The organism is Janibacter limosus NBRC 16128 (genome assembly GCF_001570985.1).
Classification (GTDB): Bacteria; Actinomycetota; Actinomycetes; order Actinomycetales; family Dermatophilaceae; genus Janibacter; species Janibacter limosus.
In genome coordinates this window covers 1-14,627 of record NZ_BCSS01000012.1, presented here as the reverse complement: position 1 = coordinate 14,627, position 14,627 = coordinate 1, and the positions used below count along the sequence as shown (strand labels likewise).

13 protein-coding genes are annotated in these 14,627 nt (G+C 70.2%); 4 read left to right on the top strand and 9 right to left on the bottom strand.

Annotated features, from left to right (window positions below):
* Positions 1-58 precede the first annotated feature (58 nt).
* Positions 59-400, top strand: a complete 342-nt coding sequence (locus JLI01S_RS17275; RefSeq protein ID WP_068261628.1) for a hypothetical protein — start codon at positions 59-61, stop codon at positions 398-400.
* 71 nt (positions 401-471) lie between these two features.
* On the opposite strand, the gene cysE is transcribed toward JLI01S_RS17275, so the two are convergent.
* Positions 472-1,068, bottom strand: a complete 597-nt coding sequence (gene cysE / locus JLI01S_RS06145; RefSeq protein WP_068261625.1) for a serine O-acetyltransferase — start codon at positions 1,066-1,068, stop codon at positions 472-474.
* Positions 1,069-1,070: 2 nt separating this feature from the next.
* A complete protein-coding gene (gene cysK / locus JLI01S_RS06140) occupies positions 1,071-2,012 on the bottom strand; it encodes a cysteine synthase A (RefSeq protein ID WP_439645562.1) in 942 nt (313 codons plus the stop codon).
* A 223-nt stretch (positions 2,013-2,235) separates the two neighbouring features.
* On the opposite strand from cysK, the gene JLI01S_RS06135 reads away from it, so the two are divergent.
* Positions 2,236-5,844 (top strand): heterodisulfide reductase-related iron-sulfur binding cluster, encoded by a 3,609-nt coding sequence (locus JLI01S_RS06135; RefSeq protein ID WP_068261619.1) that lies wholly within the window; start codon positions 2,236-2,238, stop codon positions 5,842-5,844.
* Positions 5,845-5,912: 68 nt separating this feature from the next.
* Here JLI01S_RS06135 and JLI01S_RS06130 read toward each other — a convergent pair whose 3' ends face one another.
* Genes JLI01S_RS06130 through JLI01S_RS06110 form a run of 5 tightly spaced genes read right to left on the bottom strand, consistent with a single transcriptional unit; the run spans position 5,913 to position 10,456 of the window.
* Complete coding sequence (locus tag JLI01S_RS06130) at positions 5,913-6,854, bottom strand: ABC transporter substrate-binding protein (RefSeq protein WP_068261616.1); 942 nt, start codon at positions 6,852-6,854, stop codon at positions 5,913-5,915.
* Complete coding sequence (locus JLI01S_RS06125) at positions 6,851-7,585, bottom strand: ABC transporter permease (protein WP_068261613.1); 735 nt, start codon at positions 7,583-7,585, stop codon at positions 6,851-6,853. Before JLI01S_RS06125 ends, JLI01S_RS06130 begins: the two co-directional genes overlap by 4 nt.
* Complete coding sequence (locus JLI01S_RS06120) at positions 7,582-8,232, bottom strand: ABC transporter permease (protein WP_068261610.1); 651 nt, start codon at positions 8,230-8,232, stop codon at positions 7,582-7,584. Before JLI01S_RS06120 ends, JLI01S_RS06125 begins: the two co-directional genes overlap by 4 nt.
* A gap of 1 nt (position 8,233) precedes the next feature.
* Positions 8,234-9,367, bottom strand: a complete 1,134-nt coding sequence (locus JLI01S_RS06115) for an ABC transporter ATP-binding protein (protein ID WP_068261607.1) — start codon at positions 9,365-9,367, stop codon at positions 8,234-8,236.
* 54 nt (positions 9,368-9,421) lie between these two features.
* The gene (locus JLI01S_RS06110) at positions 9,422-10,456 is read right to left on the bottom strand and encodes an enoyl-CoA hydratase/isomerase family protein (protein ID WP_068261604.1); all 1,035 of its coding nucleotides are present in this window, start codon (positions 10,454-10,456) and stop codon (positions 9,422-9,424) included.
* Positions 10,457-10,517: 61 nt separating this feature from the next.
* On the opposite strand from JLI01S_RS06110, the gene JLI01S_RS06105 reads away from it, so the two are divergent.
* On the top strand, positions 10,518-11,483 hold the full coding sequence (locus tag JLI01S_RS06105) for an endonuclease/exonuclease/phosphatase family protein (RefSeq protein WP_157074844.1): 966 nt from the start codon (positions 10,518-10,520) through the stop codon (positions 11,481-11,483).
* Here JLI01S_RS06105 and JLI01S_RS06100 read toward each other — a convergent pair whose 3' ends face one another.
* Both JLI01S_RS06100 and dcd read right to left on the bottom strand, forming a co-directional pair.
* Positions 11,484-12,974 carry an amidase gene (locus JLI01S_RS06100; RefSeq protein WP_068261597.1) on the bottom strand — a complete coding sequence of 497 codons (1,491 nt, stop codon included), beginning with the start codon at positions 12,972-12,974 and terminating at the stop codon, positions 11,484-11,486.
* 20 nt (positions 12,975-12,994) lie between these two features.
* Positions 12,995-13,570 carry a dCTP deaminase gene (dcd, locus tag JLI01S_RS06095; protein WP_068261594.1) on the bottom strand — a complete coding sequence of 192 codons (576 nt, stop codon included), beginning with the start codon at positions 13,568-13,570 and terminating at the stop codon, positions 12,995-12,997.
* 37 nt (positions 13,571-13,607) lie between these two features.
* On the opposite strand from dcd, the gene JLI01S_RS06090 reads away from it, so the two are divergent.
* Positions 13,608-14,627: MFS transporter (locus JLI01S_RS06090; protein WP_068261591.1), on the top strand; the 1,020-nt coding region annotated here is incomplete at its 3' end.

Here is a 14,627-nt window from a genome sequence, read left to right as displayed (position 1 = left end):
CCCCCCTGTGGGTAGTGTCGGAGGGGACGCCCCGACCACCAGATCGAAAGGTCACCACATGTCGAAGATCTCCTTCCTGCTCGGCGCCGCCGCCGGCTACGTGCTCGGCGCCAGGGCCGGCCGGCAGCGCTACGAGCAGATCCGCTCCGGAGCGGGTCAGCTCTGGCAGTCGCAGCCCGTGCAGAACCAGGTGGCATCCGCCAAGCGCGCCGCCAAGACCAAGGCAGCGCCGGCGGCACTGGGTGCCGTGAGCACCGCGGCCTCGGCCGCGGGGGACAAGATGCGTGAGGGTGCCAGCACGATCACGAGCGACCCGCAGCGCGACGTGGCGAGCGCGGTCACGGCCGACTCCCAGGGCCCGTCGACCTACCCGCTCGGCGAGGGCCCGACCCCGGCGTAGACCTGCCCGGCATGACGAAGGGGGGCGCTGACCGATCGGTCAGCGCCCCCCTTCGCTCGTCCTGAGGGGACCTAGATGAAGATCGCCGGGTCGGCGTACATCAGGTCCTCCGCGGAGGGGCCGCCGTCCTCCAGCTGGGGGAAGCGGTACTCCGCGGGGATGCCCGTGGCGACGGCGCCCGTCGGCACGTCCTTGACGACCACCGAGTTGGCGCCGACCTTGACATTGCTGCCGACGTGGATGTCGCCGAGGATCTTGGCGCCCGCGCCGACCATGACCTTGTCGCCGAGCGTGGGGTGACGCTTGACGCGCTGGCCCGACGTCCCGCCCAGGGTCACGCCGTGGAAGAGCATGACGTCGTCGCCGACGATCGAGGTCTCGCCGATGACGACACCCATCCCGTGGTCGATGAAGAAGCGACGACCGATGTGAGCGCCGGGGTGGATCTCGATCCCGGTGACCGATCGCGAGACGTACGCGAGCAGCCGGGCGGGCCACCTCCACCCGGGACGCATCCACCAGCGGTGGGCGACCCGGTGCAGCCAGATGGCGTGCAGACCGGCAGAGGTGAGGAGCACGACCCACCGCGACGTGGCGGCGGGGTCGCGCTCCATGGCCGCGGCAAGGTCCTCACGGATCGTGGCGCGGATCGGCAGGTGGGAGGACACGGTCAGTCGAGGAGTCCCTCGAAGAGCGGCGTCGAGAGGTATCGCTCGCCGAAGCTCGGGATGATGACGACGATCGTCTTGCCGGCGTTCTCCGGACGACGCGCCACCTGGTCCGCGGCCGCGAGTGCGGCGCCGGAGGAGATGCCGACGAGCAGGCCCTCGTCGGTCGCCGACTTGCGGGCCCAGTCCATGGCGGTGGGAGCGTCGATGTCGATGACCTCGTCGTAGATCTCGGTGTCGAGGATCTCCGGGACGAAGTTGGCGCCGAGACCCTGAATCTTGTGCGGGCCGGGGGCGCCGCCGTTGAGGATCGCGGACTCGGCGGGCTCGACGGCGATGATCTGGACGTCGGACTTCTTCGAGCGCAGGTAGCGGCCCGCGCCGGTGATGGTGCCGCCGGTGCCGATGCCCGAGATGAGGATGTCGACCTCACCGTCGGTGTCGTCCCAGATCTCCGGGCCCGTGGTCTTCTCGTGGATGGCCGGGTTGGCCTCGTTGGCGAACTGCTTGGCCTGGACGGCGCCGCGCTCGTTGGCGATCTCCTCGGCCTTGTCCACCGCACCCTTCATGCCCTTGGGGCCCTCGGTGAGGATCAGCTCGGCACCGTAGGCGCGCAGGAGCGCACGACGCTCCTTGGACATCGTCTCGGGCATGGCGAGGACGACCTTGTAGCCGCGCGCTGCGCCGACCATGGCCAGCGCGATCCCCGTGTTGCCCGACGTCGCCTCGACGATCGTGCCGCCCGGCTTCAGCTCGCCCGAGGCCTTGGCCGCGTCGATGATCGCGGTGCCGATGCGGTCCTTGACGGAGCTGGCGGGGCTGTAGAACTCCAGCTTGGCGGCGACGGTGGCCTCGGACTCGATGATGCGGTTGATCCGCACCAGCGGGGTCCGGCCGACGAGCTTGGTGGCGTCTTCGTAGATGGGCAACGCGGTTCCTTCCATCGGGGATGAGGGTGCCGCGACGTGCGGCTGACTCGGTCGCGACAACGAACGAGACGTTATGGATATTCCAACATCGTGTTATCCATCATCGCAAGCGGCGTCTCACGGACACGCGTCACCCCCTTCGGCATCGGTCCCGCCCCGCGGGACCCATCGCAGGCGGGTGATGAGCGCCGCATCACCTCAGACCTTTTCGGCGTACCGCGCCACTTAGACTCACCCCATGTCTGCCCTCCAGATCGTCGCGATAGTCATCGGGGTCGGGATCACCATCGTCGGATGGGGCCTGCTCGCCCGCGCCGTCAAGCATTTCCTGACCGTCTTCAAGCTCGCCCAACCCACGCATGGCGAGCGGACCAATTCCCCGGGAGCGCGTCTGGCGACGCTCTTCCGCGAGTTCCTCGGCCACACCCGCATGTCGCGGCTGCCCATCGTGGCGATCGCGCACTGGGTCACGATGATCTCGTTCGGGGTGCTCTTCCTGACCCTCGTTCAGGCGACGATCCAGCTCTTCGACCCCCACTTCGTCATCCCGCTCATTGGGACCTTCTTCATCTACGAGTGGATCACCGAGTTCTTCGCCATGGCGGGCATCGTCACCATCGTGATGCTGATGGTCATCCGGCAGAGGCAGCACCCCCGCTCGGCCTCGGGCGACGAGGGCCGCAGGTCCCGCTTCTTCGGCTCGACCTTCTGGCAGGCCTACTACGTCGAGCTGACGATCCTCGGCGTCGGCGTCTGCATCGCGCTCCTCCGCGGTCTCGAGCGTGCGCTGCTCCTCAACTCTGCTGAGGCCGACCATGCCTCGTTGCTGCACTTCCCGCTCACCGGGTGGCTCGGCTCGCTCTTCAGCGGCATGTCCGTGGAAGCGCTGGAGGCCGGCATCATCGTCGTCGCGCTCATCAAGCTGCTGATCTCCTACGCCTGGATGATCACCATCTCGATCAACCCGACGATGGGTGTCGCGTGGCACCGCTTCCTCGCGTTCTTCAACATCTACTTCAAGCGGCACGCTGACGGCCGCACGTCGCTGGGTGAGCTGCAGCCGATGATCGTCGACGGCAAGCCCTTCTCCATGGAGTCCATGGAGGAGATGGACGAGGACTCCACGCTCGGCGTGGGCAAGGTCGAGGACTTCACCTGGAAGGGCCTGCTCGACTTCTCCACCTGCACCGAGTGCGGTCGCTGCCAGAGCCAGTGCCCCGCCTGGAACACCGAGAAGCCCCTCTCCCCCAAGCTGCTCATGATGACGCTGCGCGACCACGCGCACGCCAAGGCGCCGTACCTGGCCGCGGCTCAGGGTGTCTCCGGCGTCCTGTCCTCTGCGGGCGGAGCGCGCCCGCAGACCGCCCACGGGGCCGTCGCCCTGGCCGGGCCTCCGATGCAGAGCGGCGCCGACGCCGCGGTCGCCGTCGAGGAGCCGCCCGTCATCAACTGGGCGGACATGGCGCTCATCGGGCAGACCGGCTATGACCCGGAGCAGCCGCTGACGGCGTACAACCCGCACGGGCCCGACGTGGTCATCGACGAGGACGTCCTGTGGTCCTGCACCACCTGTGGCGCCTGCGTCGAGCAGTGCCCCGTCGACATCGAGCACGTCGACCACATCGTTGACATGCGGCGCTACCAGAACCTCATCGCGTCGGCCTTCCCGAGCGAGCTCGGAGGCCTGTTCAAGAAACTCGAGTCCAAGGGCAACCCCTGGGGCATGGGCGCCAAGGCGCGCATGGACTGGGCCAAGGACCTCCCCTTCACCGTCAAGGTGCTCGGCGAGGACGTCGAGTCGGCCGATGACGTCGACTACCTCTTCTGGGTCGGCTGCGCCGGCGCCTACGAGGACCGCGCCAAGAAGACCTCGCGGGCGGTGGCCGAGCTGCTCGACCACGCCGGCGTGGACTTCGCGATCCTGGGCAACGGCGAGACCTGCACCGGCGACTCCGCTCGCCGCGCGGGCAACGAGGTGCTCTTCCAGATGCTCGCGGAGCAAAATGTCGCGACGCTCAACGAGGTCGGCGCGACCAAGATCGTCGTCACCTGCGCGCACTGCTTCAACACGATCAAGAACGAGTACCCGCAGCTGGGCGGCAACTACGAGGTGCTGCACCACACGCAGCTGCTCAACCGCCTCGTTCGCGAGAAGAAGATCGTCCCGGTCAACCGTCCGGAGGCTCCGCGCAAGTCCAGCAACAAGGACGTCGCGTCCACCGGCCCGTCGGTGACCTACCACGACCCGTGCTACCTGGGCCGTCACAACAATGTCTACGCCCCGCCGCGTGAGCTCATCTCGGCCCTGCCGGGAGTTGAGCTCAAGGAGATGGAGCGCTCCAAGGAGAAGTCCTTCTGCTGTGGTGCCGGTGGCGCTCGCATGTGGATGGAGGAGCAGCTCGGCTCGCGGATCAACCTCAACCGCACCGAGGAGGCCATCGCGACCGGCGCCGACCGGATCGCCGTGGGTTGCCCCTTCTGCCGCGTCATGCTCAGCGATGGTCTGACCGCCAAGCAGTCCGAGGGTGCATCCGAGGACATCGAGGTCGTCGACGTCGCGCAGATGCTGCTCGCGTCGGTCAAGGAGGCCACGGTCCCGGCCAAGGCCGCCCCGACCGAGTCCGAGGAGCAGGCCCAGGCCGAGCCCAAGACCGCTGTCCCGGCTCCGGCCGAGGGCGAGGGTGCCCAGAGCGCGACCCCAAAGGCCCCGAGCGAGGCCGAGACGGCCAAGACCGCCGAGGCGGTCGAGGAGGCCGGCGAGGACCCGCAGGCGGTCAAGGGCAACGAGACCGTGGCGAGCAGCAACGCCGCGCCGTCGTGGGAGACCGAGGCTGCGACCAAGAACGCGGCTCCTTCATGGGAGACCGGCGCCGCCGCCCCGGCTGCTGAGGCCCCCCAGGCCGAAGAGCCCAAGGCCGAGGCGAGCGCCGCGGACAAGAACGCGGCGCCCTCCTGGGAGACGGGTTCGGCTGCCGAGAAGAACGCCGCCCCCTCGTGGGAGACCGGCGCCGCCGCCCCGGCTGCTGAGGCCCCCCAGGCCGAAGAGCCCAAGGCCGAGACGGCTGCTGAGGCGGACGACTCGGTGGCTGCCAAGAACGCCGCTCCCTCCTGGGAGACCGGCGCACCGGCTGCTGCTGCCCCGGCTGTGGTCGACGAGACCAACGTCGAGGAGACCCCGGCACAGGAGCCCGTCACTGACGAGCCCGCCGCCGAGGCCACCCCGGTCGAGGCACCTGCTGCTGAGGAGACGGCTACTCCCGCAGCCGCACCCACCGGCGACAGCGACCTGGCTGCCAAGAACTCCGCACCCTCCTGGGAGACCAGCGCACCGGCTGCCGCTGCTGCCCCGGCTGCGACTGAGGCGTCGAAGGCTGACGCAGCTCCTGCCGAGCAGCCTGCTGCCGAGGCCGAAGCGACCGAGGCCGAGGTGACCGAGGCCCCTGCTGAGGCGCCGCAGGTCGAGGAGTCCGCGAGCGAGGCACCTGCTGCTGAGGAGACGGCTGCTCCCGCAGCCGCCGCCACCGGCGACAGCGACCTGGCTGCCAAGAACGCCGCACCCTCGTGGGAGACCAGCGCTCCCGCCGCAGCCACCCCGGCTGCGACCGAGGCGCGCAGGGTGGAGGAGACCCCGGCACAAGAGCCCGTCACCGACGAGCCCGCCGCCGAGGCCACCCTGGTCGAGGCCCCTGAGGCCGAGGAGGCCACGGTCGACGAGCCCGAGGCTCAGGCCACGGAAGCACCTGCTGAGACCGAGGCACCCGCCCCGGTCGAGCAGGCCGCTCCCCCGGCCGACGCCGGCGACCTCTCGGACCTCGCGAAGAAGAACGCGAACCCGTCCTGGGAGTGATCCACGCATGACGAAGGGCGCCGTCCACCATGAGGTGGGCGGCGCCCTTCGTCGTCGTCAGGGGTCCGTCAGTCGAGCCCCTCCTCCTTGAGGAAGTCCGCGGCCACCTTGTCCGGGTCCTCCTTGTCGATGTCGGTGCGCTTGAGCATCTGCGACAACTTGTCGGTGGTGAGCTTCGTCGAGACCTCGTCCAGGGTCTTGGCGACCTGCTCCTTGGCGTCATCGCGCACGAGCGGGACGACATTTTGGCTGCCGAAGAGCTTCTTGGTGTCCTCGAGGACGACGAAACCGTTGTCCGCGATCGCCGGGTCCGTGCTGAAGATGTTGGCCGCCTGGATCTGGCCGTTCTTGAGCGCGCCGTTGGTGGCCTGCCCGGGCTTGAGCGGCCGGAAGCTCTTGAATTCGATGCCATAGGACTTCTTCAACCCGGGGATGCCCTGGGACCGGGTCTTGAACTCCGACGGCGCACCCAGCGTCATCTCACCGGCGACCTTGCTCAGGTCCTCCATGGTCGTGAGGGACTTGCTGTCTGCCGTCTCCTTGGTGACGACGATGGAGTCCTTGTCCTCGGCCGCAGACTTCTCCAGGACACTCGTCCCCTCGGGCAGCAGGTCCGCCAGGGCGTCGTAGGTCTTGTCGGGATCGGTCTCGGCGAACTCCTTGTCGTAGTACAGCGCCAGGCCGCCGGTGTACTCCGGCAGGACGTCGACCGAGCCCTCGTCGAGCGCCTTGAGGTAGACCTCGCGTGAGCCGATGCCCGTCTTGGTCGTGGCGTTGACCCCGTCGGCCTTGAGTGCGCCGGCATAGATGTGCGCGAGCAGGATTGACTCCGAGAAGTCGGCGGAGCCGACGACGATGTCGCCCGAGGCTGCGTCGCCCCCTTCGCTCGAGGAGGAGTTGGAGAGCGGGTCACCGCCTCCACCACAGGCGGACAGGCCGAGCGCGCCGGCCATGGTGAGCGCGAGTGCGGCAGTGCGCACCCGTCGACGGGGGTGGGTGGTCGAGCTCATGGGGTTCCTCCAGCGGGAGCGGTGCGGTTGGGTTCGGACGGGCGAAGGGGGCGAGTGCGGCCGGTGAGTCCCGGGGAGACCACGAGACGTTCGAGCAGCGCGAAGGGGGCATCCAGCGCGAGGGCGAGGACGGCCACGAGGAGCGCGCCGCCGGCGGTGCTCGCGTAGTCCTGCGTGGCGAGTCCATCGATGAGGAATCGCCCGAGACCACCGAGCCCGACATAGGCAGCGACGGTCGCGGTGGCGACGACCTGCAGGACGGCGGCGCGTAGGCCCGAGATGAGCAGCGGCAGCGCGATGGGCAGCTCGACCTTCCACAGCACCTGGCTGCCGGTCATGCCGATCCCCCGCGCTGCATCGCGCGCTGCAGGGTCGACGGCCTCGACCCCTGCGTAGGTGCCGGAGAGGATCGCCGGGACGGCGAGCAGCACGAGGACGATGACGCTGGGGACGAGGAAGGCCGCGTCACCCGGCAGACGGGGCAGCAGCACGAGCGTGAGCGCGAAGAGCAGACCGAGCGTCGGCACCGCCCGCAGTGCGTTGGCGGCCGTGACCATCCAGCGCCCCCGACCGGTGTGGCCGATCCACAAGCCGAGCGGGATGGCGATGAGCGCCGCGATGACCAGGACCAGGAGGGTGTAGCCGATGTGCTCGAGCAACCGGGCGAGGATGCCGTCGGCGCCCGACCAGCTCGCGCTGCTCGTCAGCCAGTCGATGATCGACCCGATCATGCGGCACCCCCCTGGCCCGCGCGGCGCCACGGGGTGAGCGCGCGCTCCAGCAGGCGGATGGCCAGGTCGAGGACCAGCGCGAGGAGGACACAGCCGAGGATGCCTGCGACGAGCTCGCCACTGATCGCCCGGTTGTACCCGTCGACGAGCAGGTCACCGAGCTGGTTGACGCCGATGAGGGAGGCGATGGAGACGATCGAGACATTGCTGACGGCGGCCACCCGTAGGCCGGCGGCGATGACGGGGACCGCCAGTGGCAGGTCGACCCCGAAGAAGCGCCGCACCGGCGTGAAGCCCATGGCCGTCGCGGATCGAGCGACCTCCTCGGGCACCGAGCCGAGGCCGTCGACGACCGAGCGCACGAGCAGGGCGATCGTGTAGATCGTCATCGCGACGACGACATTGATCGGGTCGAGGATGCCGGTGCCCAGCAGGAGCGGCATGAGGACGAAGAGCGCCAGCGAGGGGATCGTGTAGAGCAACCCGGCCCCGACGATCACGGCGCCGCGCAGCCGGCGGTGACGGTTGGCCAACCACCCGAGCGGAAGGGAGATGAGCAGCCCGATCACGAGCGGCACCCCGGCGAGCCACGCGTGCCGCAGGGTGAGCGACAGGATGTCGTCGAGGTGGTCGAGGATCCAGCTCATGTCACTGCGCCGAGTGCGAGACGGGTTCGCCGGGCTCGCTCGGTCGCTCCCGAGTCTCGATCACGGACAGGACCTCTGTGGCCCGGCAGGTTCCCGCGAGCGCGCCGTCGCCGTCGACGACCACGCCACGCCGGCTCGGTGAGGAGAGCGCGGCGTCCAGGACCAGCCGCAGGGGGCCGTCCACCCGCGCCAGGGTGCCGCCGAGCGCCAACGACCGCTCGTCGATGCTCCCAACGCCTGGCAGGTCCACGGGTCGCGCCCACCCCTTGGGGTGACGGCGATCGTCGACGACGAGGACCCAGCCGTCCCTCCCGGCGGTGGCCGTCGCATCCGCGACGCTCGCCCCGAGGCGGACCGTCGGCTCGTCGTGCAGGGGGACGCGAGCACTGTCGAAGCCGAGCGCCCGGTAGCCCCGGTCACGGCCGAGGAAGTCGGCGACGAAGTTGTCCGCTGGATGGGCGAGGAGCTCGGCCGGTCGGGCCAGCTGTGCGATGCGCCCACCCACCTGGAGCACGGCGACGTGGTCACCGAGCTTGATCGCTTCGTCGATGTCGTGGGTGACCATGACGATCGTCTTGCCGAGCTCGCCCTGCAGGCGGAGGAACTCGTCCTGCAGCTGCTCACGCACCACGGGGTCGACGGCGGAGAAGGGTTCGTCCATGAGCATGACCGGCGGGTCGGCCGCGAGCGCACGAGCGACGCCGACGCGCTGCTGCTGCCCCCCGGAGAGCTGGCTGGGGTAGCGCCGTCCGAGCGCCGGGTCGAGCCCGACGAGCTCGAGCAGTTCACGTGCGCGGGTGATGGCGCGCTTCTTGGGGGTGCCGAGCAGCAGGGGCACGGCCGCGACATTGCGCTCGACCGTGTGGTGGGGAAAGAGGCCGCCGTGCTGGATGACATAGCCGATCCCACGGCGCAGCTCCGCAGCATCCATCGCCAGGACGTCCTGGCCGTCGATCGTCACGGACCCCGAGGTCGGCTCGATCATCCGGTTGATCATCCGCAGCGTGGTCGTCTTGCCACAGCCGGACGGGCCGACGAGCACGGTGATGGCTCGGTCGGGCGCGGTCAGGCTGAGGTCGTCGACGGCAACCGTGCCATCGGGGTACTGCTTGGTGACGCCGTCGAGCCGAATCATCCGGCACCCGTCCCATCAGGTCGCGCGGGCAGTGACGCCGCGTGGTCTTCCAACCTAACCCGAGAAGACCGCCAGCACCTCTGCACGGGAGACGTTTTCCAACGAGTCGTGGCCCCAACGCGGCTGCCTGTCCTTGTCGACGAGCAGGGCGCGCACCCCTTCGTCGAAGTCGCCGCGCACCAGCAGGCCGCGCGCGACGAGCGTGTCGGTCTCCAGCACCTCTCGCACCGACCCTGCGTGCTCGGCCCGGCGCAGCGCCTCGAGGGTGACGGCCACGGACAAGGGCGAGCGCTGGGAGATCTCCTCGGCTGCAGCGCGGGCGTCAGGGTGGTCGTGGGCGCGCAGCCGGCGCAGGATCGCCGCCGGGTCGTCACCGGCGTAGCACTCGTCGATCCAGCCGCGGGCGGCAGCGAGAGCACTGTCCTCGCTCGTCCCGGCTCCGGCAGGCACCGGCTCGACAGGACCTCCGCCGGCAATGGCCTGCACGAGATGCGGCAGGAGCGTGTGGTCGACGACGGCATCGGCGAGGCCGAGGTACACCGCGTCAGCCCCGGTGAAGGTCGTCCCGGTCATGGCGACGTGAGTCCCGGTCTCCCCCGGTGCGCGGGAGAGCAGGTAGGTCGCGGCGACATCGGGGAAGAAGCCGATGATCGTCTCAGGCATGGCGACTCGCGAGCGCTCGGTGGTCCAGCGAGCGGCGGCAAACATGGAGATGCCGAGCCCGCCGCCCATGACGACGCCGTCCATGAGGGCGACCACGGGCTTGGGGTACTCGGCGATCTGCGCATCCAGGACGTACTCATCGGCCCAGAAGTCCACTCCCCCACTGGTGCCCGCCAGGTGAGCCTCGCGGACTGCGCGGACGTCGCCTCCTGCGCAGAACCCGCGCTCGCCGGCGCCCTCGATCGAGACGACGTCCACCGCGTCGTCCTGCGCCCAGGCGAGCAGCTGCGCGCGGACCGCCACGACCATGTCGCGGGTCAGGGAGTTGATGGCGCGGGGCCGGTTGAGCAGGATCCTGCCGAGGGATCCATCGACGGCGAAGAGCACCTCGTCGGTGCCGGTCGGTCCGGGAGCGAAGTCAGACATGCCGACACCTTGGCACAGGCCCCGGGGAGGCTGGGGCGCGGGCTGGCACACTGACCTCGCTATGACGACTGACAGGCCCAGGACACGCTGGGGGACGGCGGCAGCATGGGCGACGCTCACCGTGCTGGTCCTGTGCGTGCTCGCCATCGTCCTCATGCACGCCAATGACGGACGCACGAGCGTCGGGGTGGTCCTCGCGGCCGGGCTGCCCGCGATCCTCCTCGTGGCCGTGGGCGCGGCCCTGCTGCCGTGGCGCCACCACCGGTGGTGGCGGCTCGCCCTCGCTGCAGGTCTCCTGGCCAGTCAGGTGCCCCTGCTCGACCACGTGGTCGCCGACGGCCACCGGGTGGTTCCGGGCTCCCCCACGATCAGCGTCGCGACGCTCAACACCGCGTGGGCCGGTCCCACCGACGCCGAGCTCGTGGACCTGGCGGAGGGGGTGGACGTGCTCGCGCTCCAGGAGTGGGCGCCGGACCGCACCGCGGGGCTGGGTCGGGCGCTCGGGCCGCAGTGGCATCTCGCCGACAGCGACCACGACGACTACATCGAGGCCGACGTCGACGTGTGGGTCCGCGCTCCGTGGCGGGTGGTCGCGACCGAGCCCCTCGCCGGCCGCCAGCCGGGCAGCATCCTGCGGCTGCGCTCTGGCCGGGCCGAGGTGAGCGTCATCGGCACCCGACTGCAGAATCCCGCCTTCTTCGCGGCCGAGCGGTGGGGAGAGGGGCTGGACTCCCTTCGCACCGCCACGGAGGCTGCCGACGGTCCGGTGATCGTGCTCGGCGATCTCAACGCGCCACCGAGCGCGGTCGCCTTCCGCGACTTCGTGCGCCGCAGTGGTCTGCGCGACTGCACCACCCAGCTCGGGTCGGGCTTCCCCGGGACGTGGGGGCGCACGCGGGGCGCCGGCTTCGCCCCCGTACCCATCGACCACGTGCTGACGCGTGACGCGACCTGCACCGACCTCGTGGTCACCCGCGAGCGCGGCAGCGACCACCGCGCCCTCACGGCGACGGTGGCGCTGGACTGATCAGGCGCTCGCGGCGGCGCCGTCGATGCGGGCGAAGGGGGCGGCGGCTTCCAGCTCGAAGGCCAGCTCCAGCAGGAGACGCTCCTGGCCCTTGCGGGCCGAGAGCATCACACCGATCGGACGGCCGTCGTCGGTGCGACCGAGCGGCAGCGAGATCGAAGGCTGACCGCTCGCGTTGTGCAGCGGGGTGAAGCCGACGTATGGAGGCAGTCGGCTGAAGTGGGTCTCGAAGTCGAGGTCGCCGGACAGGTATCCGATGCGGGGGGTGGTGTGCGCGAGCGTCGGGGTGAGGACGAGGTCTGCGGGCGCGGGGAAGAGCCGGTCCGCGGCGAGGCCGGTCAGGCCGAGCCGAGCGATCGCCAGCGGGAGGCGGTACAGGCGCTTCTTGGCACGAGCCGCCAGACCGAGGGTGAAGGGATCGAGCTGGCTGGCGTCGAAGCCCTTGCCGTAGATGCTCGCTCCCTGCATGGCGGAGCTGAGCGCCAGCAGGCCCCAGTAGTCCTCGAAGTCGGTCTTGAAGAACTCGGGAACCGCGACATCGAGGTCGGGGTCGACGGTGTGACCCAGGCTCTCCAGCAGCCGGCCGGCCGCCTCGACGGCCTCTCGGGTCTGCGGGTCCGTGGGGGGCACCAGAGGCGAGTCGACCATCATCCCGATGCGCAACCGTCGCGCGCCCGGCCCCTCGACGAGACCCACCTCGGGCAGCTTGCCCGAGGGCTGGAAGCGCTCGGCGGCGGCAAGGAAGGTCGCGGTGTCCCGCACACTCCTCGTGAGCACGCCGTTGACGACGATCTTGACCGGGGCCTTGTCGGTCGCGGGCTCGCCGAGCAGCCGCCCCCGGGTGACCTTCAGACCGACGAGACCGCAGGCTGCCGCAGGGATGCGGATGGAGCCACCACCGTCATTGCCGTGGGCGATCGGCAGCGCACCCGACGCCACGAGCGCCGCAGAGCCACCCGAGGACCCGCCGGAGGAGTAGCCAGTCGCCCACGGGTTGCGCGTCACCTGGCCCCCCGGGCGCTCGGTCGTCGCGGTCCAACCGAAGGGAGGACAGGTCGTGGTCGCGACGGGGATGACCCCGGTCGACAGGACCTGCCGCACGATCGCGGAGTCGACGGTCTTGGGGGTGGGCGACAGGGCGCGGGACCCGGCCGTCATCGGCAGACCCGCGACCGGCACGTTGTCCTTGAAGGCCGTCGGCACCCCGGCGAAGGGAGCGGACGTCCCGGTCGGCAGGTGCTCGGCCCGCCTACGCGCCCGCTCGTGGTCGTCGACGGTCGTCGCGCCGAGCTCCGGGTCGACAGCAGCGACCCGAGCGATGGCCGCCTCGACGGCCTCGCTCGCGCTGATGCTCCCGGACCGGATCGCCTCGGCGACGCCGGTCGCATCGAGCGTGCCGAGCGCGTCGTCGGCGAAGGCGGACACCCGGCGGCTGTCGTGCTCCTCACGGGTCTCGTCGTAGGCGGTCGGGAGGTGCGTGTCGGCGCTCATCCCCTGATGTTACTCATGGGTCACAGGTCGGTCCGGTGGAAGTTGGCGAAGGACCGGCTGGCGGTCGGTCCGCGCTGTCCCTGGTAGTGCGAGCCGTAGACCCCTGACCCGTACGGGTGCTCCGCCGGGGAGGACAGGCGGAAGAAGCACAGCTGTCCGACCTTCATCCCCGGCCACAGGCGGATCGGCAGGGTCGCGACATTGCTCAGCTCGAGGGTCACGTGGCCGGAGAAGCCGGGGTCGACGAAGCCCGCCGTGGCATGGGTCAGCAGGCCGAGGCGACCCAGCGAGGACTTGCCCTCGACCCGAGCGGCGAGGTCGTCGGGCAGCGTCACGGTCTCCAGGGTGGAGCCGAGGACGAACTCACCGGGGTGCAGGACGAAGCCCTCGTCCGGCTCGACCTCGATGAGTCGCGTCAGCTCGGGCTGGTCGGCGGCGGGGTCGATGACCGGGTACTTGTGGTTGTCGAAAAGGCGGAAGAACTTGTCCAGCCGCACGTCGACGCTGCTCGGCTGGACCATCGCCGGGTCCCACGGGTCGAGCGCGACCCGTCCACGATCGATTTCGGCCCGGATGTCCCTGTCGGAGAGCAGCATGGATCGACCCTAGGCGACGATGGCGGATGATCGACGTATGACGACCCCTGCTCCACTGCTCGAGCGCACCTCCCGCCGCGGTCTGCTCACGTTGGCCGCGGTGACGATCGGCTCGGGGGTCGCCCTCCTCGACGGGACGATCGTCGGGATCGCGCTGCCGACGATCGGGCGTGACCTGGGCTCGAGCCTGAGCGGGCTGCAGTGGATCAACAACGGCTATGTCCTCACCCTCGCCTCGCTGGTCCTGGTCGGTGGCGGGCTCGGTGACCGGTGGGGTCGTCGCCGGGTCTACCTCGTCGGCATGGCCTGGTTTGCCCTGGCCTCCCTCGGCTGCGCGATGGCGCCGAGCACGGACTGGCTGATCATGGCCCGGATGCTGCAGGGCGTCGGCGCTGCCTTGCTGACTCCCGGCGGGTTGGCCATCATCCAGAGCTCCTTCCACCCGCGCGATCGCCCGTGGGCCATCGGCACGTGGGCCGGGGTGTCAGGGATCGCAACGGCCATCGGCCCCTTCGTGGGTGGTTGGATCCTCGACCACCTGTCCTGGCACTGGATCTTCGCCGTCAACGTCCCCCTGTGCGCGGGCGTCATCGCGTTGTCCCTGTTCGCGGTGCCCGAGTCGCGTGATGTCGAGTCGACCGGCTCCTTCGACCTCGCTGGTGCGGGAGCCACCGTGGTCACTCTCGGGGCCCTCACCTGGGTGCTCACCAGCGGCCCCGGGGCGAAGGGAGCGGCCCTCGCCCTCGCCGGCACCGTCGTGGTCCTCGGGGTGGTCGGGTTCGTCATCGCCGAAACCCGCGCAAGCCGGCCCCTCGTCCCCTTCGCCCTGTTTCGCTCACCGGTCTTCGCCGCCGCCAACCTGATGACCTTCCTCGTCTACGGGGCGCTGGGGTCGATGATGTTCGTCCTGGTCATCCAGCTGCAGACCTCCGCGGGCTGGAGCCCTCTCGCGTCCGGTCTGGCGACGCTGCCCGTCACCGTCCTGCTCCTGCTCCTCTCACCGCGGATGGCGGAGCTGGCCCAACGCACCGGGCCCCGCCTGCCGATGAGCGTCGGG

Excerpts from the sequence above, each read along its gene's own strand:
- cysK (WP_439645562.1), bottom strand. The coding sequence starts at position 2,012 with ATGGAAGGAACCGCGTTGCCCATCTACGAAGACGCCACCAAGCTCGTC.
- JLI01S_RS06110 (WP_068261604.1), bottom strand. The coding sequence starts at position 10,456 with ATGTCTGACTTCGCTCCCGGACCGACCGGCACCGACGAGGTGCTCTTC.
- JLI01S_RS06125 (WP_068261613.1), bottom strand. The coding sequence starts at position 7,585 with ATGATCGGGTCGATCATCGACTGGCTGACGAGCAGCGCGAGCTGGTCG.
- JLI01S_RS06100 (WP_068261597.1), bottom strand. The coding sequence starts at position 12,974 with ATGAGCGCCGACACGCACCTCCCGACCGCCTACGACGAGACCCGTGAG.
- JLI01S_RS17275 (WP_068261628.1), top strand. The coding sequence starts at position 59 with ATGTCGAAGATCTCCTTCCTGCTCGGCGCCGCCGCCGGCTACGTGCTC.
- JLI01S_RS06130 (WP_068261616.1), bottom strand. The coding sequence starts at position 6,854 with ATGAGCTCGACCACCCACCCCCGTCGACGGGTGCGCACTGCCGCACTC.
- JLI01S_RS06105 (WP_157074844.1), top strand. The coding sequence starts at position 10,518 with ATGACGACTGACAGGCCCAGGACACGCTGGGGGACGGCGGCAGCATGG.
- dcd (WP_068261594.1), bottom strand. The coding sequence starts at position 13,570 with ATGCTGCTCTCCGACAGGGACATCCGGGCCGAAATCGATCGTGGACGG.
- JLI01S_RS06115 (WP_068261607.1), bottom strand. The coding sequence starts at position 9,367 with ATGATTCGGCTCGACGGCGTCACCAAGCAGTACCCCGATGGCACGGTT.
- JLI01S_RS06120 (WP_068261610.1), bottom strand. The coding sequence starts at position 8,232 with ATGAGCTGGATCCTCGACCACCTCGACGACATCCTGTCGCTCACCCTG.
- JLI01S_RS06135 (WP_068261619.1), top strand. The coding sequence starts at position 2,236 with ATGTCTGCCCTCCAGATCGTCGCGATAGTCATCGGGGTCGGGATCACC.